The sequence below is a fragment of the Streptomyces pactum genome (assembly GCF_016031615.1).
In the GTDB taxonomy this organism is placed as follows: Bacteria; Actinomycetota; Actinomycetes; order Streptomycetales; family Streptomycetaceae; genus Streptomyces; species Streptomyces pactus.
In genome coordinates, this window is the sequence record NZ_JACYXC010000001.1 from 3,151,749 (window position 1) to 3,176,444 (window position 24,696).

The 24,696-nt window shown below is 74.0% G+C and carries 23 protein-coding genes and 2 pseudogenes; 8 read left to right on the plus strand and 17 right to left on the minus strand.

The window, feature by feature from the left end; all coding sequences use genetic code 11:
* Positions 1 to 40: 40 nt before the first annotated feature.
* The 8 genes from IHE55_RS12410 to IHE55_RS12445 all read right to left on the minus strand — a co-directional run bounded on the left by IHE55_RS12410 (position 41) and on the right by IHE55_RS12445 (position 8,709).
* The gene (locus IHE55_RS12410; protein WP_197989091.1) at positions 41 to 841 is read right to left on the minus strand and encodes a nucleotidyltransferase domain-containing protein; all 801 of its coding nucleotides are present in this window, start codon (positions 839 to 841) and stop codon (positions 41 to 43) included.
* A gap of 439 nt (positions 842 to 1,280) precedes the next feature.
* Entirely contained in the window at positions 1,281 to 3,011 is a 1,731-nt protein-coding gene (locus IHE55_RS12415) for a DoxX family protein (RefSeq protein ID WP_307826626.1), read from the minus strand.
* 321 nt (positions 3,012 to 3,332) lie between these two features.
* Positions 3,333 to 4,286 carry a 23S rRNA (guanosine(2251)-2'-O)-methyltransferase RlmB gene (rlmB, locus tag IHE55_RS12420; protein WP_197989092.1) on the minus strand — a complete coding sequence of 318 codons (954 nt, stop codon included), beginning with the start codon at positions 4,284 to 4,286 and terminating at the stop codon, positions 3,333 to 3,335.
* A gap of 116 nt (positions 4,287 to 4,402) precedes the next feature.
* Positions 4,403 to 5,800: a cysteine--tRNA ligase gene (gene cysS / locus IHE55_RS12425; RefSeq protein WP_197989093.1), complete on the minus strand. Its 1,398-nt coding sequence runs from the start codon at positions 5,798 to 5,800 to the stop codon at positions 4,403 to 4,405.
* Between the two features lie 100 nt (positions 5,801 to 5,900).
* Complete coding sequence (locus IHE55_RS12430) at positions 5,901 to 6,305, minus strand: PPOX class F420-dependent oxidoreductase (RefSeq protein WP_197989094.1); 405 nt, start codon at positions 6,303 to 6,305, stop codon at positions 5,901 to 5,903.
* Between the two features lie 207 nt (positions 6,306 to 6,512).
* On the minus strand, positions 6,513 to 7,019 hold the full coding sequence (ispF, locus tag IHE55_RS12435; RefSeq protein WP_197989095.1) for a 2-C-methyl-D-erythritol 2,4-cyclodiphosphate synthase: 507 nt from the start codon (positions 7,017 to 7,019) through the stop codon (positions 6,513 to 6,515).
* Positions 7,009 to 7,782 (minus strand): 2-C-methyl-D-erythritol 4-phosphate cytidylyltransferase, encoded by a 774-nt coding sequence (gene ispD / locus IHE55_RS12440; protein WP_197989096.1) that lies wholly within the window; start codon positions 7,780 to 7,782, stop codon positions 7,009 to 7,011. The genes ispF and ispD overlap by 11 nt, the downstream gene beginning before the upstream one ends.
* 444 nt (positions 7,783 to 8,226) lie before the next feature.
* Positions 8,227 to 8,709 carry a CarD family transcriptional regulator gene (locus tag IHE55_RS12445; protein WP_009716930.1) on the minus strand — a complete coding sequence of 161 codons (483 nt, stop codon included), beginning with the start codon at positions 8,707 to 8,709 and terminating at the stop codon, positions 8,227 to 8,229.
* Positions 8,710 to 9,221: 512 nt separating this feature from the next.
* On the opposite strand from IHE55_RS12445, the gene IHE55_RS12450 reads away from it, so the two are divergent.
* The gene (locus tag IHE55_RS12450; RefSeq protein ID WP_197989097.1) at positions 9,222 to 9,956 is read left to right on the plus strand and encodes a DUF461 domain-containing protein; all 735 of its coding nucleotides are present in this window, start codon (positions 9,222 to 9,224) and stop codon (positions 9,954 to 9,956) included.
* A 278-nt stretch (positions 9,957 to 10,234) separates the two neighbouring features.
* On the opposite strand, the gene phoP is transcribed toward IHE55_RS12450, so the two are convergent.
* Together phoP and phoR are read right to left on the minus strand one after the other, a co-directional pair.
* Positions 10,235 to 10,906, minus strand: a complete 672-nt coding sequence (gene phoP / locus IHE55_RS12455; RefSeq protein WP_504740323.1) for a two-component system response regulator PhoP — start codon at positions 10,904 to 10,906, stop codon at positions 10,235 to 10,237.
* 5 nt (positions 10,907 to 10,911) lie between these two features.
* Entirely contained in the window at positions 10,912 to 12,255 is a 1,344-nt protein-coding gene (gene phoR / locus IHE55_RS12460; RefSeq protein ID WP_197989099.1) for a two-component system sensor histidine kinase PhoR, read from the minus strand.
* A 390-nt stretch (positions 12,256 to 12,645) separates the two neighbouring features.
* Between phoR and phoU the strand changes: the two genes are divergently transcribed.
* The 3 genes from phoU to IHE55_RS12475 all read left to right on the plus strand — a co-directional run bounded on the left by phoU (position 12,646) and on the right by IHE55_RS12475 (position 14,770).
* Entirely contained in the window at positions 12,646 to 13,323 is a 678-nt protein-coding gene (gene phoU, locus IHE55_RS12465) for a phosphate signaling complex protein PhoU (protein WP_197989100.1), read from the plus strand.
* Between the two features lie 416 nt (positions 13,324 to 13,739).
* A complete protein-coding gene (locus tag IHE55_RS12470; RefSeq protein WP_197989101.1) occupies positions 13,740 to 13,931 on the plus strand; it encodes a hypothetical protein in 192 nt (63 codons plus the stop codon).
* Positions 13,932 to 14,236: 305 nt separating this feature from the next.
* The gene (locus IHE55_RS12475; protein WP_197989102.1) at positions 14,237 to 14,770 is read left to right on the plus strand and encodes an SHOCT domain-containing protein; all 534 of its coding nucleotides are present in this window, start codon (positions 14,237 to 14,239) and stop codon (positions 14,768 to 14,770) included.
* 187 nt (positions 14,771 to 14,957) lie between these two features.
* Here IHE55_RS12475 and IHE55_RS12480 read toward each other — a convergent pair whose 3' ends face one another.
* Both IHE55_RS12480 and IHE55_RS12485 read right to left on the minus strand, forming a co-directional pair.
* Positions 14,958 to 15,380, minus strand: a complete 423-nt coding sequence (locus tag IHE55_RS12480; protein WP_197989103.1) for a PIN domain nuclease — start codon at positions 15,378 to 15,380, stop codon at positions 14,958 to 14,960.
* Positions 15,377 to 15,592 carry a type II toxin-antitoxin system VapB family antitoxin gene (locus IHE55_RS12485; protein ID WP_197989104.1) on the minus strand — a complete coding sequence of 72 codons (216 nt, stop codon included), beginning with the start codon at positions 15,590 to 15,592 and terminating at the stop codon, positions 15,377 to 15,379. The genes IHE55_RS12480 and IHE55_RS12485 overlap by 4 nt, the downstream gene beginning before the upstream one ends.
* Positions 15,593 to 15,798: 206 nt before the next feature.
* On the opposite strand from IHE55_RS12485, the gene IHE55_RS12490 reads away from it, so the two are divergent.
* Together IHE55_RS12490 and IHE55_RS12495 are read left to right on the plus strand one after the other, a co-directional pair.
* Positions 15,799 to 16,089 (plus strand): hypothetical protein, encoded by a 291-nt coding sequence (locus IHE55_RS12490; RefSeq protein WP_197989105.1) that lies wholly within the window; start codon positions 15,799 to 15,801, stop codon positions 16,087 to 16,089.
* Positions 16,090 to 16,283: 194 nt separating this feature from the next.
* Entirely contained in the window at positions 16,284 to 16,622 is a 339-nt protein-coding gene (locus tag IHE55_RS12495; protein WP_307826628.1) for a ribosomal protein L7/L12, read from the plus strand.
* Positions 16,623 to 16,702: 80 nt separating this feature from the next.
* On the opposite strand, the gene IHE55_RS12500 is transcribed toward IHE55_RS12495, so the two are convergent.
* Positions 16,703 to 17,464, minus strand: coding sequence for a phosphoglyceromutase (locus IHE55_RS12500; protein ID WP_197989106.1), 762 nt, complete (start codon positions 17,462 to 17,464; stop codon positions 16,703 to 16,705).
* A gap of 220 nt (positions 17,465 to 17,684) precedes the next feature.
* Here IHE55_RS12500 and IHE55_RS12505 point away from each other — a divergent pair, with 220 nt between their 5' ends.
* Positions 17,685 to 19,082 (plus strand): MDR family MFS transporter, encoded by a 1,398-nt coding sequence (locus tag IHE55_RS12505; RefSeq protein WP_197989107.1) that lies wholly within the window; start codon positions 17,685 to 17,687, stop codon positions 19,080 to 19,082.
* Between the two features lie 318 nt (positions 19,083 to 19,400).
* Here IHE55_RS12505 and IHE55_RS12510 read toward each other — a convergent pair whose 3' ends face one another.
* From IHE55_RS12510 to IHE55_RS12525, 4 genes and pseudogenes are all read right to left on the minus strand, one after another.
* Positions 19,401 to 19,910: a type III secretion system chaperone family protein gene (locus IHE55_RS12510; protein WP_232265540.1), complete on the minus strand. Its 510-nt coding sequence runs from the start codon at positions 19,908 to 19,910 to the stop codon at positions 19,401 to 19,403.
* On the minus strand, positions 19,897 to 21,393 hold the full coding sequence (locus IHE55_RS12515) for a glycosyltransferase (RefSeq protein WP_372442660.1): 1,497 nt from the start codon (positions 21,391 to 21,393) through the stop codon (positions 19,897 to 19,899). The genes IHE55_RS12510 and IHE55_RS12515 overlap by 14 nt, the downstream gene beginning before the upstream one ends.
* 919 nt (positions 21,394 to 22,312) lie before the next feature.
* Positions 22,313 to 22,759, minus strand: a pseudogene (locus IHE55_RS12520) (helix-turn-helix transcriptional regulator); the annotation flags it as partial.
* A gap of 195 nt (positions 22,760 to 22,954) precedes the next feature.
* Positions 22,955 to 23,474, minus strand: a pseudogene (locus IHE55_RS12525) (cupin domain-containing protein); the annotation flags it as partial.
* A 101-nt stretch (positions 23,475 to 23,575) separates the two neighbouring features.
* Here IHE55_RS12525 and IHE55_RS12530 point away from each other — a divergent pair.
* Complete coding sequence (locus IHE55_RS12530; RefSeq protein ID WP_197989108.1) at positions 23,576 to 24,511, plus strand: NAD(P)H-binding protein; 936 nt, start codon at positions 23,576 to 23,578, stop codon at positions 24,509 to 24,511.
* Positions 24,512 to 24,696 lie beyond the last annotated feature (185 nt).

Here is a 24,696-nt window from a genome sequence, read left to right on the forward strand (position 1 = left end):
CCGGCGTCTCCCTGGGTGCCGCCGGCCGGTCGGCCGCCGCTCAGTCCGCCGTGTGCGCCGTCCCGTCCGGACCCGCCGCGCTCACCGCGCGCTCCAGCAGTCCGGCCGCCTCGTCCAGGGCGGCGGTCAGGGAATCCGGGTCCGGCCGCAGACCGCCGAGGACGCGGTCGATGTCCCGGAGCCCGGCCCGTTCCAGCAGCTTCTTCTCGTTGGTCACCCACTCGCCCCGGGCGGCCAGCACCGCGTGCGCCGTCTGGCAGGCGGCGGTGGCGACGGCTCCGGCGCAGTCCGCGAGGTTCCCGCGCGCCGCGTGCGCGGCGCGGGCGTAGGCGAGGGTGAGCCGGGCGTCGCCCCACCACTGCTCGGCGGCCCGGCGGCGCAGCGGCTCCGGGTACTCCGGGCGCGGCAGTTCGCCGCGCAGCACCCGGTTGACGGCGAGTTCGGCGACGACGAGGTACGTCGGGACACCGGCCAGGTGGAAGAGCAGCCGCTCCACCCGGTACCGGCCCTGGCGCGCCTCCGCCAGGTGGTGCTCGACCTCGTCCAGGTCGCGGTAGTGGACATCGACGTGGCGGCCGTCGATGTCCAGCCACGCCCCGCCGTTGAAGACCCCGCCGCCCCAGGCGCCGATCCCGAAGACCTCACCCGGCCACCCCAGGGCCCGCAGGTCCTCCGGGGAGAACGGACCGCGGTAGTAGACGGCGAAGTCCCAGTCGCTGTCCGGCCGGTGGGTACCGGCCGCCCGTGATCCGCCCAGGGTGACCGCCCGTACGTGCGGCAGGGCGGCCAGCCGGTCGGCCACCAGGTCGAGGAACGCCCGGTCGTCGCGGTCGTCAGCCATGGACTTGAGGCTAGTGGCGGGCGGGCGGCATCCGCCACGCCGTTTCCGCCCGGCAGCCGCCCGCCGCACGGTCCGCCGGACCCGCCCGCGGGCCACGTGCGCCCGCCGGCGCCGTTCCGCCCGGCCCCACGCCGCGTGCCGGTCCCGGCACCGACCCCGGCCGGCGGCCGTCGCCGCGGTCTTGACCGGTGGCCCCGGACCGGGCACGGCCGCGCCCCACGGCCGGGGGTACGGCCACGCCCCGGCCGTACCCCCGGCCCATGGCCGAGGACGCCGGCGGTGCGCACCGCCCCGTGGCTACGACGCGCCCGTGCGGCAGTGGGTGCCGGCCCGCACACGGCCGTGGCCGTGACCCGCACGCGTGCATGCATGTGGCCGTGGACGTGGGGCCCTGGGAGGCCGGCCCACGTCCACGGCCACGGATCGTGTCCCCGGGAGGTCAGCCGAGGAGGCCGCCGAGCGCGCCCCCGCCGCCGGTACCGCCTCCGGAGGCGCCGCCGGAGCCGGTGGGGGAGCCGCCGCCGTCGTCGGAGAGGCCGGTCGAACCGCCGGTGGCCGAGCCCGCGCCGCCGGACGCGGTCGGCCCGGAGGTGGCCTGCGGGAGCACCGGCCGCGTCGGCACCTGCTGCCGGGGCCGCTGGGTGGTGCCCTGGGTCCGGCCGGGCGCGGTGCCGGACCGGGTACCGGCGCCCGCGGTGGCACCGGCGGTGGCGCTCTCCCGCACCACGTCCGGTGTCGCGGAGGTGGCCGGTGCGGACGGGGTGGGGGTACGGGCGCCGGGCGCCGCGGAACCGCCGGCCCGGCCGGTCCCCTTGGCCGGACGCTCGGGACGCTCACCGGACGTGCGCGGCAGCGGGGAGCCGGGCAGGTGGTTGGAGGGCGCGTCCCCGGGCTCCGGCGACCTGACGGTCTGCGAGGAGCGCACCGCGCCGCCGAGCATCGAACCGAACAGCAGCGTCACCCCGGCCACCACGGCCGCCATGGTGGCGCCGCGCCGGAGCACCCGGCGCCGCAGGTCCCACAGGGCGACCCGGGGCCCGAGCCGCCGCCACGCCTCCCCGGCCAGCCGCGCGTCCATCGAGTAGACCGGGGCACCGGCGATGATCAGCGGGCTCCACGCGGCGAGGTAGATGATGTCCGGCGCGTCGTAGGCCGGCACCGTCCGCCAGCTCACGGTGACCAGCAGCGCGGCCGACAGCAGCGCCCCGATCGACGCGGCCACCCGCTGCCACAGCCCCATGACCGTGAGGACGCCCACCACCACCTGGAGGAAGGCCACCGTCAGCCCGGCCCCGACCGGGTGGGCCAGCGCGAAGTCACGCAGCGGTTCGGCGACCGGCCACGGGTCCAGCGACTGCAGCCAGGTGACCATGGAGCCGCGCTCGCCGCCGTCGAAGTACACCGGGTCGGACAGCTTGCCCATGCCGGCGTAGACCGAGATCAGGCCGAGGAAGATGCGCATCGGCAGCAGCACGATGCCCAGGTTCATCCGGCGCCCGGGGTGGTGGTAGGCGTGGCGCACCCCGGCCGCCGCCCCGCCGCGCCGCCGCCCGGCCTCGGTGGCGGTCCCGCCCGCCCCGGGGCCGTCGGCCGCGGTTCCGCCGGGCCGCTCCGGGAAGGGGCCGCCGGGACCGGACCCGGCCGGCCGGAGCCCGGAACCGTCGCTCCGGTACACCCGCCGGGGCACCACCGGCAGCGGGACGGTGCTGTCGTGGCCGCCGCGCGTCACCGGCACCCCGGTGCGGGGGTCGGGCCCCGACGGACCCCGGCGGGGGCCGATCACGGTGGTCGGCGGATCGTCCAGGCCCACCCTCGGCAGGACCTGGGTGGACCCGGGCTCGTCGGCGCCCGGCCCCGGCCCGGAGGACCAGGTACGGCCGGACTGCCGCACCGCCTGCAGGAGTTGCGCGGCGGGGTCGCCGCCCGGCACGGTGCGACCGCTCCACACCACCGGCGCCCGCCGGCGACGGGCGCCGGGCACGGCAGCCGGCCGCGCCCTCTCCACCGTCACGCGGTCCACGACCGGGCGGGCGAGCTGCACGCGGAAGCTCGCGTGATTGACCACGACCTGCGCCGGATCGCACGGCACCTTGGCCATGTTCAGCAGCGGCTCGTCGTCGAATCCCGGTGAGCTTCCCCCCGTGGGCCTGCGGGGTGTTTGGGTGTCCACACTCCTCTAACCGAGTGACCCCCGCATAGGACACTGCCTCGGCCGCCCCGGGACTGTCGGAGGCCCGTCAAGGCACGGGTTGCCACCGGCCGGAGCGGGTGTCCGGGGCCGGTGGGTCGCGGACCGGCCCGGCCGCGGCACGGCCGGGCCGGTCCGCCCGGACCCCGCGGCGTGCGGGGGCCGGAGCCCGGCGTGCGGACCGCGGGCCCCTGCCGCGAGGCGGGACCCCCGGGCCCCGGTCCGCCTCGGCCCGCGAGCCGCGGCCGCCCCTCGCCGGGCGGCCGGCCCGCGGCCCGGCAGACCCGGCCCGGTCCGGCACCGTCAGGCGCGGCGGCGGGACGCCTCGTAGAGCACCACGCCCGCCGCCACACCGGCGTTGAGCGATTCGGCACCGCCCGGCATCGGGATGCGCACCCGCAGGTCGCACGCCTCGCCGACCAGCCGCGACAGGCCCTTGCCCTCGCTGCCGACCACGATGACCACCGGGCCGTCGAGCACGTCCACCTCGTGCAGCTCGGTGTCGCCGTCGGCGGCCAGGCCCACCACCATCAGCCCGGCCTTCTGGTACGCCTCCAGCGCGCGGGTCAGGTTGGTGGCGCGGGCCACCGGGATACGGGCCGCGGCGCCCGCCGAGGTCTTCCACGCACCGGCCGTCATCCCGGCCGCGCGCCGCTCCGGCACCACCACGCCGTGACCGCCGAACGCGGCGACCGAACGCACCACCGCGCCCAGGTTGCGCGGGTCGGTGACCCCGTCGAGGGCGACGATCAGCGGGTCCTCACCGTCCTCGGCCGCGGCGTCGAGCAGGTCCTCGGGGTGGGCGTAGTCGTAGGGCGGCACCTGGAGCACCAGGCCCTGGTGGTTGAGCCCGTTGGTCATCCGGTCGAGCTCCGGGCGCGGCGCCTCCATGAGGTTGATGCCGCCGCGCTCGGCGCACAGCTGCAGCGCCTCGCGCACCCGCTCGTCGTTGTCGATGAACTGCTGGACGTACAGCGCGTTCGCGGGCACGCCCTCGCGCAGCGCCTCCACCACCGGGTTGCGGCCGACCACCAGCTCGTTGGTGCCCTTGGGGCCGCCGCGGCGGGGGGCCGGGCGGCGCGCGGCGGTCCGGGCCCGGGCCGCGGCGGTGCGCTGCTTGACGTGCCCCTTGCGCATCTCGGCGGGCGGGGTCGGGCCCTTGCCCTCCAGGGAGCGGCGCCGCTTGCCGCCGCTGCCGACGGTGGCGCCCTTCTTGTTGCTGGTACGACGGTTCCTGCGCTGGCTGTTGCCGGCCATGAATGTCACCCGTTCCTTCATTGCTCAGCACTGCTCAGCAAACGTACGTATGTCATCAGTGTGCCGCCCGGCCATCCGGGCGGCACACAGTGGGTGGAACCCCGGGCGGGCCCGGGTCAGCGCGAGCCGAGCTCCCAGCGCGGCCCGGACGGGGTGTCCTCGATGACCAGCCCCGACTGCTGGAGCTGGTCGCGGATGGCGTCCGCGGTGCCGTAGTCCTTGCGGGCGCGGGCGGCCTGCCGCTGCTCCAGCACCAGCCGGACCAGCGAGTCCACCACGCCGTGCAGGTCCTCGCCGCGGTCCCCGCCGGCCGACCACTGCTCGTCGAGCGGGTCCAGTCCCAGCACCCCGAGCATCGCGCGGACCTCGGCGAGCCGGGCCACCGCCGACTCCTTGTCGTCGGCGGTGAGGGCGGAGTTGCCCTGCCGGACGGTGGTGTGCACGATCGCCAGCGCCTGCGGGACACCGAGGTCGTCGTCCATCGCCTCGGCGAAGGCCGGCGGCACCTCGGCGGCCGGTTCGACGGTCTTCCCGGCCTTCTCGGTGACCCGCTGCACGAAGCCCTCGATGCGCGCGAACGCGGACTCGGCCTCGCGCAGCGCCTCCTCGCTGTACTCGATGGTCGAGCGGTAGTGCGGGGTGCCCAGGTAGTAGCGGAGCACGATGGGCCGCCACTTCTTGACCATCTCCGAGACGAGCACCGAGTTGCCGAGCGACTTCGACATCTTCTCGCCGCTCATGGTGACCCAGTGGTTGTGCACCCAGAAGTTGGCGAAGTCGTCGCCGAACGCCTTGGCCTGGGCGATCTCGTTCTCGTGGTGCGGGAAGATCAGGTCGATGCCGCCGCCGTGGATGTCGAAGGCCTGCCCCAGGTAGCGGTGGGCCATCGCGGAGCACTCCAGGTGCCAGCCCGGCCGGCCGCGTCCCCACGGGGTCTCCCAGCTGGGCTCGCCCGGCTTGCTCGCCTTCCACATCGCGAAGTCGCGCGGGTCGCGCTTGCCGGTGTCCACGTCGCCGGCCTCCTGGAGGTTCTCCAGCGACTGGTTGGACAGCGCCAGGTACTCCGGGAAGGAGCGCACGTCGAAGTAGACGTTGCCCTCGGCGGCATAGGCGTGGCCGCGCTCGATCAGGCCGCGCATCATCTCGATCATCTCCGGGACGTGCCCGGTCGCGCGCGGTTCGTAGGACGGCGGCAGGCAGCCCAGCGCGTCGTACGCGTCGTTGAACGCGCGCTCGTTCTGGTAGCCGATCGCCCACCAGGGGCGGCCCTGCTCCGCGGACTTGTTGATGATCTTGTCGTCGATGTCGGTGACGTTGCGCACGAACGTCACCTGGTAGCCGCGGTAGGTGAACCAGCGGCGCATGATGTCGAAGTTCAGACCCGACCGGATGTGCCCGATGTGCGGTGCGGCCTGCACGGTCGCGCCACACAGGTAGATCGAGACGCAGCCCTGCGTGAGCGGGGTGAATTCACGGATCTGACGGGCGCTGGTGTCGTACAGGCGAATGGTCACGCCACAAGGGTAGACGGAACCCGGCGGTGTCCGGCGACCGAACGGCCGCCGGACACCGAAGCGTGATCCGTACCCGCCGGGACCGGGCCGGGCCGGGGGACTACAGGTTCCCGACGACCTTGCGCGGGGTGACCCGCACCACGATCCGCTCGGCGTCCTGCCCCGCGGCGGGGTTGAAGTCGGCGTAGTCCTTGCCGGTGTACTTCCGCGACAGCTCGTCGATCAGCTGCTGACCGCCCTCGGTGGTGTAGGCGGCGGTGCCGCGGATCTCGGCGTAGCTGTACGGCGCGTCGGCGGGCTGGACCAGCACCGTCACCCGCGGGTCCCGATCGATGTTCCGCTGCTTGCGCCGGCCCATGGTGGTGGAGATCAGCACCTCGTCGCCGTCCCGCTTGGCCCACACCGGCGACAGCTGCGGGCTGCCGTCCGGCTGGACGGTGGCCACGATGACGAAGACGGGCGAGTCGAGGAGCGCCTTGAGCTGATCGGAGAAGGCGGCGGCCATGGGGTCCTCCCGGACGGCGGTCGAGGTGCGGTACGAGGCCCCCCTCAGGGATGCTCCGTACCACCGCGGCCGCTCCGCTTATTCCTCCATGCCCCCGGGCGGGTGCAGCCGGACGTGCGGCCGGCCCCCGGACGTGCGGCGGCCCGGGTGCCGGCCGGGTGGGTGCCCGGGCCGGCCCCGGGCCGTGGCCCGCCGGTGGGTCGGCGGTCAGTCGCCGGTGCGGTACACCAGCGCGGTGGCGATCGCGGTGAGGCCGTCGCCCCGACCGGGATAGCCGAGGCCGTCGGTGGTGGCGCCGGAGAGCGAGACCGGGGCCCCGACGGTGCCGGACAGCAGCCGCTGGGCCTCGTCCCGGCGCTTGCCGATCTTGGGCCGGGAGCCGACGACCTGGACCGCCACGTTGCCGATCTCGAACCCGGCCGCGCGGACGATCCGGGCCGCCTCGGTGAGCAGGGTGGTCCCGGAGGCGCCGGCCCACTCCGGGCGCCCGGTGCCGAAGTGGGCGCCCAGGTCGCCCAGGCCCGCCGCGGAGAAGAGCGCGTTGCACGCCGCGTGCGCCACCACGTCGGCGTCGGAGTGCCCGGCCAGACCGCGGCCGGCGTTCTCCGGGTCGTCCCAGAGCAGGCCCGCGCACCACAGCTCGCGGCCCTCCTCGAAGGCATGGGTGTCGGTGCCGATCCCCACCAGCGGGATCACCGGACGCTCAGAAGCCATCGGTGGCCCTCCGCCGGGCCAGGACCGCCTCGGCCAGCACCAGGTCCAGCGGCCGGGTCACCTTGAACGCCTCCTCGTGGCCGGGCACCACCACCACCTCGACGCCGAGCCGCTCCACCATGCCGGCGTCGTCGGTGGCCCCCTCGCCCTGGAGGGTGATCTTCTCGTGCGCCGCCAGCAGCGTGTCGCGGTCGAAGCCCTGCGGGGTCTGCACCGCGCGCAGCAGCGACCGGTCCGGGGTGGCGACGACCGGCTCCGGTTCACCGGCCCGCTCGCCGGTGCGCGGCTCGACCTGCTTGACGGTGTCGGCCAGCGGCAGCGCCGGGACGACCGCGGGCGCCCCCTCGTGCACCGCGGCGACCACCGCGTCCACCGTGTCCACCGGCACCAGCGGGCGGGCGGCGTCGTGCACCAGCACGGTGGTGACGTCGTCCGGCAGCGCGGCGAGCCCCTGGCGGACCGACTCCTGGCGGGTGGCGCCGCCGGCGACGACCAGCAGCTCGGTGGAGCCGGGCAGCGGGTGTTCGTCGAGCAGCCGGCGGACCTCGGCCACGCCGTCCGGCGGCGCGACCACGACGACCAGCGAGACGGCACGCGATCCGGCCATCGCACGGACCGCGTGCACCAGCATCGGGACGCCGCTGAGCGTGCGGAGCGCCTTGGGGGCCCCGGGGCCCAGTCGCACGCCACGACCTGCCGCGGGGATGACCACGGCCGTTCCGGGAGACCGCCCGGGGCGCTCGGCGCTCTCCGGGGCGGACATTGCGTTCGCGTTCAGGTTTGCTTCCTCGGCCGAAATGGGTATGGCTGGGGGTGCCCCCTGCTCATGGAGCCCGGGGGAGAGTGCCGAGCACGATCGCCCCGACCGGACCCTTCCGTGACCACTGGTCTGGGGGCATCGCCCAGCGTTGGTGGCTGGGTGACGGCCCGGGCCCGGCACGCCCGTTCGCCACACGACGACGTGTGGAAGTACCCGCCACGGTGTCCTCACGTGGCCGGCCGTGACCGGCGCTTCTCCGGGCCGGCCACGCGGGCGTCCACCGACGGCGGCCGACCGTCGCCACGGTACGGGCGGCGGGTGCGGTCCGGCGCGTGGTGCGGTGCGCGTGGTGCGGATGTGGTGCACAGATGCCGCAGCGCCCGGCGAGGACACTCGCGGATCGGCGATCCGGGTCATGTCACGCGGGCACCGCGGCATTCGTACGTATCAGGACGCGAGGACCTCGTCGAGCAGAGCCTCGGCCTTGTCCTCGTTGGTGCTCTCGGCGAGTGCGAGTTCGCTCACCAGGATCTGGCGGGCCTTGGCCAGCATCCGCTTCTCGCCGGCGGAGAGGCCCCGCTCGCGCTCACGGCGCCACAGGTCGCGGACGACCTCGGCGACCTTGATCACGTCACCGGAGGCGAGCTTCTCAAGATTTGCCTTGTAACGACGGGACCAGTTCGTCGGCTCCTCCGCGTACGGTGCGCGCAGCACCTCGAAGACCCGGTCCAGCCCGTCCTGGCCGACCACATCGCGGACACCGACGAACTCGGCATTGTCCGCAGGCACACGAACCGTGAGGTCGCCCTGAGCGACCTTCAGCACCAAGTAGGTCTTGTCCACGCCTTTGATCTGGCGAGTTTCGATGGCCTCGATCAGCGCGGCCCCGTGATGGGGATAGACCACGGTGTCGCCAACCTTGAACGTCATGTGACAGGTACCCCTTCCGTGGCTATCCAGGGTAACACGCCAACGCTCTGTTCTGAATGGCGTTTTCGCAGGTCAGGGCATATCTCGGGGCTTGACAACACCGGCCGCGACGTGCTTCGAGGGGGGTCCGGAACGAGGTATTCGCAGGTGGGAGGCGCTGTCCGGGCGTCGCGAAACACGCCCGCCACAAGCGGCCGGACCGCCACGCGAGTGGCCGAACGTCCCGGTTTGCCGGAGTCCCGCGACACCGGTTCCGGTACTCCGTTCGGACCCGCGGCGCCACATCGGGAGGGATTCACGAATTGATCACGCCACAGATGATCGACGACGTGATCAATTCCCCCGGAGGGCGCACGCATTCCTTACCGATAATCCGCCGAGCGGCCCCGGGGCCGATATTCCGCCCCGCCGGAGATCGTCCGGAGGCGGGTCGGGTGCGGCCCCCGGTGGGCGGCTCGGTAACCTAAGGCCGCTGATCCAACCTTTCCTTCGTCCTAGGAGATGCCGCCGCCGTGAGCAGCGACCTTCGACGCGGCGCCCTCGCCGCCACCGCCCTCGTGCTCTCGATCGCCCCGCTCTCCGCCTGCGCGGCCGGGAACAACGCGCAGTCGCTGGAGATCAAGCCGGACAACGCCGCGACCTCGGTCGGCTTCGTCAAGATCCAGAACGTCAACGTCGTCACGCAGCCGGAGCGGAACGCCAAGGGCCCGGCCGTGGTCACCGGCAAGATCTTCAACAACGGCACGTCGGCGCAGACCCTGGAGAGCATCACCATCGGCAGCACCACCGCCCGGCTGCTGCCGCCGAAGGGCAGCTCCGGCAAGCTGGAGATCCCGGCCGGCGGGACGCTCATCCTGGGCGGCGAGGGCAACGCCTCCGCCGTCATCGACAACGGCCGGGAGACCGTCCGCGACGGCGACGCGCCGAAGGTCACCTTCGACCTCAGCTCCACCGGCGAGGTCACCCTGCGGCCGTTCGTGGTGCCGGCCACCGGCTACTTCGACCAGTGGGGCCCGAAGACCCCGCCCGGCCAGAACCAGCCGCAGCAGTCCGAGGAGACCGGCAAGCCGTCCGGCAAGCCCTCCGGCGAGGCGGGCGAGCACGGCGCCCCGGCCGACGCGGAGAAGCCGGGCGACGCCACCGAGCCGGGGGGCACCGGGAAGCCGGGTGACGCCACCAAGCCGGGCGACGCCACGGACGCCCCGCAGGGCATCGCCTCCGGCGAGCCCGACCCGAACGGCCACTGACCTCCCCGGGCCGGAGCGTCCCCCGACGGGACCGTTTCCGGCCGGCCACCGGCACACCGGCCGCTGGCCCCCGGCCCTCGGCACCGTCCGGCGGTCCGGTCCGGCCCGTACCGCCCCGGCGGTGCGGGCGCGGCCCCGGCACCTCGGACGGTCCCGGCCCTTCGATCAGCAGCACCACCGGGCGGCCCCGGCCGGCCGCCACCACGCCGTCAGGGCGGCCCCGGAACGCTTCCGGGGCCGCCCTGACGGCCGTACCGGCCGGTGCGGCCGGGGCGCTGTCACGGCTCGAACTTGTAGCCCAGACCGCGGACCGTGACCAGGTAGCGCGGCGCGCCCGGGTCCGGCTCGATCTTCGCGCGCAGCCGCTTCACGTGGACGTCCAGCGTCTTGGTGTCACCGACGTAGTCCGCGCCCCAGACCCGGTCGATCAGCTGCATCCGGGTCAGCACCCGGCCGGCGTTGCGCAGCAGCATCTCCAGCAGGTCGAACTCCTTCAGCGGCAGGTCCACCTTGCCGCCGGCGACCGTCACCACGTGCCGGTCCACGTCCATCCGCACCGGGCCGGCCTCCAGCGCCGCCGGGGCGACCTCCTCCGGCTCGCCGCGGCGGCGCAGCACCGCGCGGATGCGGGCCACCAGCTCGCGCGAGGAGAACGGCTTGGTCACGTAGTCGTCGGCTCCTATTTCGAGCCCGACCACCTTGTCGATCTCGCTGTCCTTGGCGGTCACCATGATGACCGGGACGTTGGAGCGGCCGCGCAGCTGGCGGCAGACCTCGGTGCCGGGCAGCCCCGGCAGCATCAGGTCGAGCAGCACCAGGTCGGCGCCGTTCCGCTCGAACTCGTCCAGCCCCTCGGGCCCGGTGGTCGCGATGGCGACCTCGAAGCCCTCCTTGCGGAGCATGTACGACAACGCGTCGCTGAACGACTCTTCGTCCTCGACGACGAGCACACGGGTCACGGAAGGACCTCCGGGGAAAGTGGATCGTTGGTGAAGGTCTCGTACGCCCGGTCCGGGTCCTCGTCGTCGAGTTCCTCGGGGCCGAGCAGCGAGCGGCTGCCGTGGCGGCGTTCGCGCTCCGCCTCGGCTTCGTTCCGGTCCCGGACGCTGCCGGCCTCCGGGAGTCTCAGGGTGAAGGTGGAGCCCTGGCCTTCGGCGCTCCACACCGTGACCTCCCCGCCGTGCGAGGCGGCCACGTGCTTGACGATGGCGAGGCCGAGGCCGGTCCCGCCGGTCTGCCGCGAGCGGGCCGGGTCCACGCGGTAGAACCGCTCGAAGATCCGCTCCCGGTCCTTCTCGGAGATGCCGATCCCCTGGTCGGTGACCGCTATCTCGATCAGGTCGCCGCCGGGGGCGGCCACCCGGCGGGCGGCGATGCCCACCCGGGTCCGCGCGGGGCTGTAGTTGACGGCGTTCTCCACCAGGTTGCCCAGGGCCGCCGCCAGCTGGCCGCGGTTGCCCCACACGTGCAGCTGGGGGAGGGCCGCTCCCGTGTCGCCCTCCGCGGGCGGGTCCTCCGGACCACCCACGTTGGAGGCGATGGTGATCTGCTTGGTGCCGGCCTGGTGGCGGCAGCGGTCGATCGCCTCGGCGACGAGTTCCTCCACCGGCACCGGTTCGGCGTCCTCCAGCGGGTCGTCGTTCTGCACCCGGGAGAGGTCGATCAGCTCCTGCACCAGGTTGGTGAGGCGGGTGGCCTCGATCTGCATCCGGCCGGCGAAGCGGTTGACCGCCTCCGGGTCGTCGGCCGCGTCCATGACCGCCTCGGAGAGCAGCGACAGCGCGCCCACCGGGGTCTTCAGCTCATGGCTGACGTTGGCCACGAAGTCACGCCGCACCGCCTCGATCCGGCGGGCCTCGGTGAGGTCCTCCACCAGGAGCAGCACCAGCCGGGAGCCGAGCGGGGCGACCCGGGCGGAGACCGCGAGGGCGTCCCCCCGCCCGGTGCCGCGGCGCGGCAGGTCCAGCTCGATCTGGCGTATCTCGCCGTCCCGGCGGGTGTCCCGGGCCATCGCGAGCATCGGTTCCACGGCGAGCCTGCCCCCGCGCACCAGCCCGAGGGCGTAGGCGGCGGAGCTGGCCTTGACCACCGCGTCCGCCTCGTCGAGCACCACGGCCGAGGAGCGCAGCACCGACAGCACGGTGTCCACGCCCGGCGGCAGGGCCGCCTCGGTGTGCAGGGAGGTCCGGGTGGGCCTGGCCTGGTCGCGTTCGCTCCAGCGGAACGCCAGCATCGCGATCACGCCGGTGCACAGACCGGCGATCGCTGCCAGTGCGGCGACCGCCGCGTCCACGTTCATGCATCCAGGTTATGCACGGAATGAGACAGCTCCACAGCCGCTCTCACCATCGCTCGAACAGACGTTGCCGAGAGTTCACCGGGGAGTCTCGGCCGGTTCACTCCGTACGACCCGTGTACAGCCCCCGTATTCCTGGGCCCACTGGCGGTGGCGGGGACCGCGAGCGCTACCACCGATGCGCTGATAGGGAAAGCGTAAGTTGCTTAGAGTTCATCGAAAGGACCCTCCTGGTTCAGACAGGATGTCGAAACCGGACGTGTTTCGGCCTGACGTTGGGGGCGTGGGGAACGACCGCCCCACGCCTCCCCCACCGACGTGCCACGCAACGCCGGAGACGCGGGACAGGACACGCCACCCCACCCGAGAACCGACAGCGAGAGAAGGTCACTGATGCGGGACGCGTACCACGAGGAGCTGGACTCGATAGGCGAGAGCCTGGTCGAGATGGCCCGGCTCGTCGGCTCGGCGATCGGCCGGGCCACCACGGCGATACTCGACACCGACCTCAAGCTCGCCGAGAGTGTCATCGCCGCGGACGAGAAGATCGACGACCTCCAGCGTGACCTGGAGCAGCGCGCCATCGCCCTGCTGGCCCGGCAGCAGCCGGTCGCCACCGACCTGCGGATCGTCGTCACCAGCCTGCGGATGAGCGCCGACCTGGAGCGCTCCGGCGACCTCGCGCAGCACGTGGCCAAGCTGGCCCGGCTGCGCTTCCCCGAGGCCGCCGTGCCGCAGGACCTGCACGCCACCATCCTGGAGATGGGCCAGCTCGCCCAGCGGCTGATGGCCAAGGCCGCCGAGGTGATCATCACCAAGGACATCGACCTCGCCCTCCAGCTGGAACAGGACGACGACGCGATCGACCTGCTGCACCGGGCGCTCTTCCAGCACCTGATGGACGACCGCTGGAAGCACGGCATCGAGACGGCGGTGGACGTCACCCTCCTCGGCCGCTACTACGAGCGCTTCGCCGACCACGCGGTCTCCGTCGCCAAGCGCGTGGTCTACCTGGTCACCGGCGAGCACGCGGACGAGATCGTCACCGCGGAACCGGTCGAAGGGGCCTGACGGGCGGCACGCGGGCGCGGCCGGGCGGCGGCCGGCCGCTCGTTGGGGCGGGCGTCCGGGGGCGGCCTCCCGTTGGTGCAGGCGCCGGCGTACGGGCGTGCGCCGAGCGACCACGGGCGGCGGGCCGCCCGGGAGAGGGTCGGCCTCCCGTCGGCATACGTGCGTGAGCCGGTGGCCGCGGGGCCGGTCTGGCGGCGCACCGCGCACCGTCCGCCGAGCCGCCACGGGGGGCGGCTCGGCGGACGCGTCCAAGGGCCCCTGCGTACGCCCCCGAAATCCTCCGCGCCCCCGGGCGCGCGTGCGCCCGCGCGGTGGGGACGGTCGTGCGCCCCGGTACGCGCCGGTGGCCGACCGGAGCCGCCTCACACCGTTGGCCAGTGCCTCTACGCGCCGTTGATGCGCCGCTCGGGAACGCGGTGGAATGGACCGCGGAATCGAACGGTTCGTCCATCGACCGCGTTCAGGAGGCACCTCATGCCGGACACCTCCCCCACCCCGACCACCTCGTCCCCGCTCCCGCCCGCGCTCAGCGGCTGCTCCTGCGGCTCGGGCTGCAGCTGCGGCTGCCAGTCCGGCGGTTCCTGCTCCTGCGGGGGCGGCTGCGGTAGCTGAACCGCGCGGTCACCCGTGCGGAGGGCCCCGGCCGGGCGAATTCCGGCCGGGGCCCTGCCATGTGTCCGGCCGGTACGGACAGGCGCGTGCGGCCCGGACGCACCGGGCCGGAGTCGGGTGCGGCCCGGTCGCGCCGGCTCGCAGCCCATTCCGGCGTTTCGCATCCGTACCGGGGTTCCCGTCCGTATCGGGGTCTGCCGGCGGTGACCCGGGGATCGTTCACAGCACAACCATTTTCGGCCACCGGGTGTCTAGATGCAGTCGGCATGTACCACGCCGGGATGACGTCAGGAGCACCCCCATGTCCAGCACCGCGCTGATGACCTTCAAGAGCCACATCGACGGCAAGAACGCCGACGTGGCCATCTACTCCGACCGGATCGAGTGGTCACGGGGTCGTGGCGTGAGCGGCAAGAAGCTCACGGCCGGTCTGCTGACCGGCGGCGCGTCCCTGCTGGCCACCGGCGTGCGCGGCTCCGGGGCAGGGACCGAGATGATCCCGGTCAAGAGCATCACCAGTGTGGTGACCAAGCGGGACGGGCTGATGTACACCAAGGTCGTGGTGGTCGCGTCGGGCAACACGATCGACTTCCGGGTGCCGCACGCCTCGGCCCCCGGCATCAAGACCCTCCTCACCGACCTGGTGCTCGGCAAGGTCCCGGCCACCGAGCCGGCCCCGCCCGCCCCCGTCCACCAGGCCCCGGCCCCGACGGCCGCGCCGCCCGCCGGCGACCCCGTGGTCCAGCTCCAGCAGCTCGCGGAGCTGCGCAACGCGGGCATCCTCTCCGAAGAGGAGTTCACCGCGAAGAAGGCGGAGATCCTCGCCCGCATGTGACCCGCCTCGCGGCCCGGCCCCGGCACCCCGCCGTACCGGGCCACGAGGGACGGCCCCCGGGAACCACTGCTGCCCGTACGGGGCGCAGCGCGGATGCGACGACGGAGAGCGGAGACGGGGCGGGGAGGGTCGGCCGGAGTCGGACGTGAGCTGCGCGGCCGCGCTCACTCGCCGGCGTCGGCGCTACTCACTTGCCGGCTTCGGGGCCGTACCACTGGAGGGCCTGGCCGGTGACCGCGGCGATGCACTCGAAGTCCCGGTCGCGGTGCAGGAGGGTCAGCCCCTGCAACTCGGCCGTCGCGGCCACCACGAGATCGACAGCGCCGGCGCCGCGGTGCTGTCCGCGCTGGGTGAGGATCTCCTGAACCTGCCAGGCGCGGTCGTAGGCGCGGTCATCGACCGGCACCCAGCCGAAGACCAGGCGCATGTCCTCGATGCCCCGCGCCCGGTCGGCGGCCGACCGGGCGCTGTAGAAGAACTCCAGCTCGGTGATGGGACAGGTGGCGATCAGCCCGGCCGCCGCCGCCTGGTCCCATCCGTACTGTTCGCCGTCACCGCGCAGCAGGCGGGCGAGGGCGCTGGTGTCGATCAGGAACTGCGCGGCGTTCACCGACGGTAGTTCCCCTTCTCCTCGAAGAGATCGAGATCGAACGCGCCGTCCTGGGCCGCGGACCGCAGACGGGTGAGCGCGAGGGCGCGCCGCCGGTTGTCCAGCACCTCGCGCAGAGCGGTGTTCACCGTCTCCTTCTTGGTGCTGGTACCGAGCGCCTTGGCCACGTCCGCCACCAGCTGATCGTCGAGATCGATCACTGTCCGACTCATCGTGCACCTCCGGAGATATATTCTATGGTCTCCAATATATCTCCCCGGGGCTTCGAGGCTCCCGCCGAGCACCGGCACCAGGCACTTCGAGGCTGGTCGACCAGGCCTGGGACGCGGCTCGTATCCGCGGTGATCACCGTGCTCGATACCGCACACCTGCGCCCTCGCCACTGATCACAACGTCTTCCGCGTGGCACCCTGATGTGATGCGACCCGGAACTGACGCCCTTGAGAACGACCTGCGGGCTCTGCTCAACGAGTGGGATCCGCTCGGCGTGGCCGACGACGTGCAGGACGAGTACGACTGCATACTCGCCCCTCTCCTCCAGCGGCTCCGGCGCGGCGCCGACCAGGCGGAGATCCGTGCGTTCCTGTGGGATGAGCTGGTGGAACACTTCGGCCTCAACCCGCTGCCGTCGGAGCCGGCCGCGGTGGCCGCCCGGCTGACGACCTGGTGGGCGGCCGCCGGCGCAACCGGTGGCACCGACCGCGCGTAGGCGAGACGGGGGACCCCGGCGGGCGCCGTTCGACGCGGCTGAGGGCGTCACGGGGCGGTGACCGAAGCAAGCTGGAGCCGTCACGCGCGGCGGCTCGGCCCGCGGACGACTTCATCACGGCGCCACCCGGAACATCAAGGCCCTCACGGAGTACCTGAGCCAAGCGCGCCTGAAAAGCCGTGGCTGCCGTCTTCGTGGGCGCATACGCTCCCGCTCGCCGAGAACAGGAGGGCGAGATGTCCGACGAGGAGTCCACCGAGTACTACACACTGGTCTGCGACGACCCGTCCCACGAGGTGGTACTCGTCGATTGTGGGCCCCGCGAGATGGACGTGATCCTGGCTGTGCGCAAGGTGACCGGGCAGAGCTTGTGGCACAGCCGGGTCCTGGCGCGCCGAGCGCCCGTCACCCTCCTTGGGGGTCTGTCTGCGTACCGGGCCCGGTCCGCTGTCGCTGTGCTCCAGAGCGCCGGCGCCAGAGCGGAGTGGAGACAGGAGCCGGAACGCGGGGAGAGCGCGGCGCCGTCGCCCTGACGGCCGGGATACGGCCCAGAGGCAGCGAAAAGCCCCCTCCCGGCGGAGAAACCGCAGGCAGGGGGCTTACTCGTGAGCGCTTACTTCTTCTTTCCCTGGTTCTTGACGGCCTCGATGGCGGCCTTGGCGGCCTCCGGGTCGAGGTAGGTGCCGCCGGGGTTGACCGGGTTGAAGTCCGCGTCGAGCTCGTAGGCGAGCGGGATGCCGGTCGGGATGTTCAGGCCGGCGATGTCGGCGTCGGAGATCTGGTCGAGGTGCTTGACCAGCGCGCGCAGCGAGTTGCCGTGCGCGGCGACCAGGACGGTGCGGCCGGCCAGCAGGTCGGGGATGATGCCGTCGTACCAGTACGGCAGCATCCGGTTCACCACGTCCTTGAGGCACTCGGTGCGCGGACGCAGCTCGCTGGGGATGGTGGCGTAGCGCGGGTCGTCGCTCTGCGACCACTCGGCGCCGTCCTCCAGCGGCGGCGGCGGGGTGTCGTACGAGCGGCGCCACAGCATGAACTGCTCCTCGCCGAACTCGGCGAGGGTCTGCGCCTTGTCCTTGCCCTGGAGCGCACCGTAGTGGCGCTCGTTGAGGCGCCAGGAGCGGTGCACCGGGATCCAGTGGCGGTCGGCGGCCTCCAGGGCCAGCTGGGCGGTGCGGATGGCCCGCTTCTGGAGGGAGGTGTGGACCACGTCGGGGAGCAGGCCGGCGTCCTTCAGCAGCTCACCGCCGCGGACCGCCTCCTTCTCGCCCTTCTCGTTCAGGTTGACGTCCACCCAGCCGGTGAACAGGTTCTTCGCGTTCCACTCGCTCTCGCCGTGGCGGAGGAGGATCAGCTTGTACGGTGCGTCGGCCATGCCCCTGAGCGTAAAGGACGGCCCGGGCCGGTCGGCGCCGGGCCGCCGTCCGTCTCACCGCCCGGGACGGCGGGCCGGTGCCGAGGGGTGTCCGGTGGCCGCGTCCGGTCCGGTCGGCGGCGACTGTTGACGCGTCCCGTCAAATGAGTGGCTTTCCGCGAACCGCGCGACGTAATGTACGCGTGCCGCTTTCGCCACTTACACAGCTCGGGGGATCACGTTGTCTGTCACTGCCATGAGACGGGCGCTGCACGAGAGCGTCTCGGGGCTGCCCCGGGAGTTCTGGTGGCTGTGGACGAGCACCCTGGTCAACCGCCTCGGCTCGTTCGTCGCCACGTTCATGACCCTCTACCTGAGCATGGAGCGCGGCTACTCGGCGTCGTACGTCGGCCTGGTGGCGGCGCTGCACGGGCTGGGCGGGGTGATCTCCTCGCTGGGCGCGGGGGTGATGACCGACCGCATGGGGCGGCGCCCCACCATGCTCATCGCGCAGATCTCGACGGCCGTGTCCGTGGCCGTCCTGGGCTTCATGGAGCACCCGGTGGCCATCGCCGCGGTGGCGTTCGTGGTGGGCATGGCGTCCAACGCCTCCCGGCCGGCCGTCCAGGCGATGATGGCCGACATCGTCCGCCCGGAGGACCGGGTGCGGGCGTTCTCGCTGAACTACTGGGCGATCAACCTCGGCTTCGCGATCTCCTCGGCGGTGGCCGGGTTCATCGCCGAGTACAGCTATCTCGCCGGATTCCTCGGTGAGGCGGCGCTGACCCTGGCGTGCGCGGTGCTGGTCTTCGTGAAGGTCCCCGAGTCCCGTCCGGAGGATGACCCCGCGGCCGGTGGGAAGGACGCCGGGGCGGCGGACGGCGGCGGGCTGGGCACGGTGCTGCGGGACACCCGCTTCATGGGCGTCGTCGGCCTGTCGTTCCTGATCGCGTTCATCTTCCAGCAGGGGTTCGTGGGCCTGCCGATCGCCATGGGCGACGCGGGATTCTCCAGCGGTGACTTCGGCCTGGTGGTGGCGGTCAACGGCGTGCTGATCGTCGCCCTCCAGATCCCGGTGACCCGGTTCATCGAGCACCGGGACGCGCGCCGGCTGCTGGTCGTCTCCGCGCTGCTGGCCGGCTACGGCTTCGGGCTCACCGCTTTCGCCGGGTCGCTGCCGGTGTACGCGGTCACCGTCCTGGTGTGGACGCTCGCCGAGATCGTGAACTCGCCCACCCAGATGAGCCTGGTGGTACGGCTCTCCCCCGCCCACAGCCGGGGCCGGTACCAGGGGATGTACTCGATGTCCTGGTCGGTGGCGGCCCTGGCGGCACCCCTGACCGCGGGCGCGGTGATCGACCGGTTCGGCGCCGGGTGGCTGTGGGTCGGCTGCGCGGCCCTGGGCACGGTGGCGGCGGCCGGCTACTGGCTGCTGATGCGCAACCTCCCGGCCTCCTCGGGAGAGGTCGCGGCCCACGGGCGGAAGGACGGCGACGACCCGTCGCCGCGGAAGCGGGTGCCGGGGGACGCCGGGGCCGGGACCCAGGAGGACGCGGTGGCCGGTGCCGCGGGGGCGGTCGGCACGGCGGGGGGCGGTCGGCACGGCGGGGGGCGCGAGGCGGTGCCCGGGGAGCGGTGAGGGGCGCCCTCCCCGTTGGGCCCCTGAAGGGCCCCATCACCTCCACGTGCCGTAGGGAGGTCCGTACGGGGGTGCGGGAGGCGTAGGGGCCGCGGCGTTTCGTCGGGGGCGCGTGGCCCGTAGGGGGACGCAAGTCCGTAGGGGCGCAAGCCGTAGGGGTTGCAGGACCCGCAGGGAGGGCGCAGGGGCCCGTAAGGGTCAGAGCGACCCGTACGGGTGGTACCGGCCGGGCGGGGCGTGGGTGGCCGTTGCGGTGGGGGCCGTACGGGAAACGCGGCGGGAGCCGGCGGGCCGGGCCGGGGGCCGGGGGCGGGCGGGTCAGTCGGTGGATTCGCCGGTCAGCCGGGCGAAGGCGGCGAGGTTACGGGTGGACTCCCCGCGCGAGGTGCGCCAGGCGTACTCCTTGCGGATGGCGGAGGCGAACCCCATCTCCAGCAGCGTGTTGAAGCTGCCGTCCGCGTTCTCCAGCACCGTGCCCAGCAGCCGGTCCACCTCTTCGGGCGTGACGGCCGCCAGCGGCAGCCGGCCGACCAGGTAGATGTCGCCCAGCTGGTCGATGGCGTACCCCATCCCGTACAGCCGGGTGTTGCGCTCCAGCAGCCAGCGGTGCACCGTCTCGTGGTTCTCGTCCGGACGCCGGATCACGAAGGCGTTGATGGACAGCGAGTGCCGGCCGACCCGCAGCGAGCAGGTGGTGGAGAGCTTGCGGGTGCCGGGCAGCTTCACCACGTAGGTGCCGTCCGCGGGGCTCTCCCACTCCAGGCCGGCGTCCCGGAGGGTCCGCTCGATGACCGTGCCGGCGTCTGCGTCCGCTTCACCCATGGGCATGTGCCGATCGTAGGCGACGGCGCTCCTGCATCGCGGCCTGGTACACCTCCGCCGTGGCGGCCGCGGCGGTGTCCCAGCCGAACGACTGGGCGTGTCGGGCGGCGGCGGTCCCCATGCGGGTCACCAGTCCGCCGTCGCCGGCCACGGGGTCGAAGCGGCGCAGTACCCGGGCGTAGTCGGCCGGGTCGTGGCCCTGCACCAGGAAGCCGGTCTCGCCGTCCCGCACCGCCACCGGCAGCCCGCCGACCGCGGCGGCCACCACCGGGGTGCCGCACGCCTGGGCCTCGATGGCGACCAGCCCGAACGACTCGCTGTGGGAGGGCATCACCAGCACCGACGCCGCGCGGTACCAGTCCGCGAGCTGCTCCTGGCCCACCGGCGGGCGGAACAGCACCACATCGGCGATGCCCAGGCGCGCCGCGAGCTTCTGCAGCCCCTCGGGCCTGGCCATCCCGCTGCCGCTGGGTCCGCCGACCACCGGGACCACCATCCGGGAGCGCAGCCCCGGGTCCCGGTCGAGCATGACCGCCACCGCGCGCAGCAGCACGTCGGGCGCCTTGAGCGGCTGGATACGGCCGGCGAACAGCGGGATCAGCGCGTCCTGCGGCAGGCCGAGGCGGGCCCGGGCGGCCGCCCTGCCGTCCCGGGCGGCCACCCCGGCCTCCCGTTCGATGGTGGCCGCGGGGGTGGTGGCCATGGGGACGGACACGGTGGCGGCGGTCGAGCCGGGGACGGGGACGGGCCGGAAGCGGTCGAGGTTGACGCCGGGGTGGACCACGGCGACCTTCCGCGGTTCGGCGTCGTAGTACCGGACCAGCTCCGCGGCCTCCTCGGCGGTGTTGGCGATGAGCCGGTCGGCGGCCCGGACGATCTGCGTCTCACCGATGACCCGGGCGGCCGGTTCGGGGGTGTCCCCCTCGGCGAGCGCGGCGTTCTTGACCTTGGCCATGGTGTGCATGGCGTGCACCAGCGGCACGCCCCAGCGTTCGGCGGCGAGCCAGCCGACGTGGCCGGAGAGCCAGTAGTGGGAGTGGACCAGGTCGTAGTGGCCGGGGCGGTGGCCGGCCCATGCCCGCATCACGCCGTGGGTGAAGGCGCACAGCTGGGCGGGCAGGTCCTCCTTCGCCAGGCCCTCGTACGGGCCGGCGTCCACGTGGCGCACGAGCACCCCGGGGGCCAGCTCGACCATCGGCGGCAGCCCGCCGGTGGTGGCCCGGGTGAAGATCTCCACCTCGATGCCGAGGTCGGCCAGGCGCCGGGCCAGCTCCACGATGTAGACGTTCATCCCGCCGGCGTCACCGGTGCCGGGCTGGTGCAGCGGCGAGGTGTGCACGCTCAGCATCGCGATCCGGCGCGGCACGGACCGCCCCGGCCGGAAGCTCTGCGGAATGCCGTGCCAGCGGTGGCGCGCGGGCGCCGCGGCCGTCCCCGCCCCGGACGTACGGCCTCGAAGGTTGCCGAGCCGGGATATGTACTGGCTCACCGTACGGTCCTCCTCGCCGGTCCACGGGTGCGCCGGCGTGCGCCGGGGTCTGCGTCTGTCAGGCGTTACGTCCGGTGTGGCCGTGTGGGCCCACGCCTGCCGCGCCCCGGACAACACCGACGCCCGGGCGTCGCATTTCCGCTTTTGCCAAAGCGTGACGTTCCGGCGGAGTGGGATGTCTCTCAGGGAGGCGGGCGCCGCTCCGGTCCGCCCTGGCCGGCTTTCGGGGGCCGCCTGTCCCGGCCCGCCCTGGCCAGCTTGCTGGGGCGCCGCTGTCCCCGCCTGCCTGACCCCTACGGCCCCGCCCCTGGCTGTCCGTGTCCCTTACGGGTCCCTCCCGCCCCGGTCCCTGACTGCCTTGCTCTACGACCCCCTGCGGGGCTCCCTGACTTCCTACAGGCTCCGTGACTCCCCACGGGCTCGTGTCATGCCCGTGCCGGGCCTGTAGGGGGCCACGACCGGGCCGGGCCGGGTTGTGTGCGGGCCCGCGGTACGCCGGCATACCGGGGCCCGCGCGGTCCGGCGCCCGCACCGGGACGCGCGGGGCGGGGACGGGGCCGGGAGGCTTGTACCCGTAACCGTCCGGATCGGGTCCGGGCACGTGCTCCATCCCGGGGCGGGACCCGTACTGGTCCAGGATCCGCGCCGGGCCCGTACTCGTCCGGGCTCGAAGCCGGGCCCGTACTGGATCAGCGGCTGGTCAGGGGCGGCTGTGGGAGGGGGCGGCTGAGCGCTGGGCCCGGCGGCGGGCCGCGCCCGTGGTGGCGTGCGCCGTCCGGGCCGGGACCAGCTGATTGCGGGCCGGCTGGCCGGGGACCGCCTGGCCCGGAGCACCCTGGCCGGGGACCGTCGGACCGGGCCCCGTCTGACGTCCGACCGGCCGGCCGGGGGTCTCCCTCACCGGGAGCTCCCCGCCGGCACCGGCCGCCGTCGCCCGCCCCCGGTAGGCGCTGGGGCTCAGTCCGCGTACCCGCTTGAACGCCGAGCTGAAGCCGAATGCGTCCGCGTACCCGACCCGCCGGGCGACCGCCGCCACCGTGGCGGTGGGCTCGGCCAGCAGGTCGGCCGCGAGGGCCATCCGCCACTCGGTGAGGTAGGCCAGCGGCGAGTCCCCTACGAGTTCCTGGAAGCGTTTGGCCAGCGTGGTCCGGGACACCCCGGCCTCGGCGGCGAGCGCGGCCAGCGTCCAGGCCCGTTCCGGGGATCGGTGCATGGCCCGCAGCGCCGGGCCGACCACCTCGTCGCCGAGCGCCAGGTACCAGCCGGGCGGGTCGGCCTCCGGCCGGTCGAACCAGTCGCGCAGGGTGCACACCAGCAGCCAGTCCAGCAGCCGGTCGAGCACGATCTGGCTGCCGGGCCGGCCACCGCAGCCAGCCGGGGCCGGGCCGGCGCCGAGGCCGGGGGTGGGGGGTGGCGATGAGGCCGGGGGTGGCCGGAGTGCCGTCACCGGCGCCCGGGCCCCGGCCGCCGCCGACCGTGCTGCCCGCGGCCTCCGCGGCGTCCGGAGCCCCGCTCGTCGCGCCCGCGGGGGTGCCCGCCGGGCCGGGGCGCGGGGCGGAGGCGCCGCCGGTCAGCTGGTACTCCAGGTAGTCGCGGAGCGCCGTGCAGTCGTAGTCGTCCGGCACCACCAGGACCCGCGGCAGGACCCGCAGCAGCCGCCGGGGCACCTCGCCGCGCACGTGGTACGCGCCGGCCATGAGCACCGTGCGCCCGACCTCGTCCCCGGCCAGCTCCGCCGCGACGTCCCGCCCGGCACCCTCACCGGGCCACGGCACGCCGCAGTGCACCTCGTGCAACGGCGGCGAGGCGGCGAGGGTCTCCGGCCGGTCGGTGAAGACGAAGGGTTCCGGTCCGGTGACCACCGCCACCTCACCGCTCCGCAGGCGGTGGGCCCGGGGGCCGCCGCCCCGCCCGTCCGCCGCCGGCTCCGGGACGATCCAGCCCTCACCGCGCAGCGGGACGCAGAGGGTCAGCGCCGCCCCGTCGGTGAACCGCAGGGCCCACGGCGGTGCCAGGACCGACCGGCCGAACACCGCGCCGTCGGCGCGCACCCCTCGCAGCAGGTCGTCGAACGGATCCATGGCGCCAGCCTAAGCGTCCCGCACCGACCGCGTACGGATGGACATCCACGGCGGACGGGCGGCCATGTCCCCGGTACAGCGACGGCGGTTGACTGCTCGTCATGACCACACAGCACTCGTCGCAGCCCGCCGCCCCGGCCGGGCAGCCGCAGCCGGCCACCACTCCCGCCGCCTCCACCGCTCCGTCCCCGTCGGGGGGTGGGGAGCCGGCACCCGAGGTCCTGGTACTCGCCGCGACCGGCAAGACCGGCCGCCGGGTGGTGCCCCGGCTGCGGCTCGCGGGCGCGGCGGTACGGGCCGCCTCCCGCTCCAGCGCGGTGCGCTTCGACTGGGCCGACCCCGCCACCTGGGGCCCCGCGGTGTCCGGTGCGTCCGCCGTCTACCTGGTCGCCCCGGACGACCCGGCGCCGGTGGCCGACTTCGTGGCGGAGGCCGCGGCGGCCGGGGTGGAGCGCTTCGTGGTGCTGTCCGGCCGCGGCCTCGAACACTGCGGCCCGGGCTTCGGCCAGGGCATGGCGGCCGCGGAGCGCGCGGTGCGGGAGTCCGGCCGGCAATGGGCGATCGTCCGGGCCAACAACTTCTTCCAGAACTTCGACGAGGACCTGTGGCGGGAACCGCTCAGGAACGGCCGGCTGGCGCTGCCGATCGGTGAGGTCACCGAGGCGTTCGTGGACGCCGACGATGTCGCGGACGTCGCGGTGACCCTGCTGACGACGCCGGACGAGAGTCTGCTCGGGCGGGTGTACGAGGTGAGCGGGCCGCAGGGGATCACCTTCGGCAAGGCGGTCGCCACGATGGCGCGGGCCGCCGGCCGGTCCATCGCGTACACGGAACTGACCCCCGAGGAGTACCGGGCCGAGCTGCGCGCCGCGGGGTACCCGGAGGAGGCGGTGACGGCGCTGGACACGCTCTTCGCCCTGCACCGGGAGGGCCACACCGCCGAGCCCACCGACGGCGTCCGGCAGGTGCTGGGCCGTGAGCCGGTGCCCTTCGCCTCCTACGTGGCCCGGGCCGCGTCGACCGGCGTCTGGAGCTGAGCCGCGGCGTACGGCGCCGTGGGTGCGGTGCGGTAGGGCGCGGTACGCCCTGGTGCGGTGAGGCGGTGGGGCGCGGTACGCACTCGTGCGGTGATGCGGCGGTAGGGAGCGGTACGCCCTGGTGCGGTGGTAGGGACGCGGCTCGGAACCGCGGCCCGGCGGCGCAGGCGGTGGGGGTCGCGGGA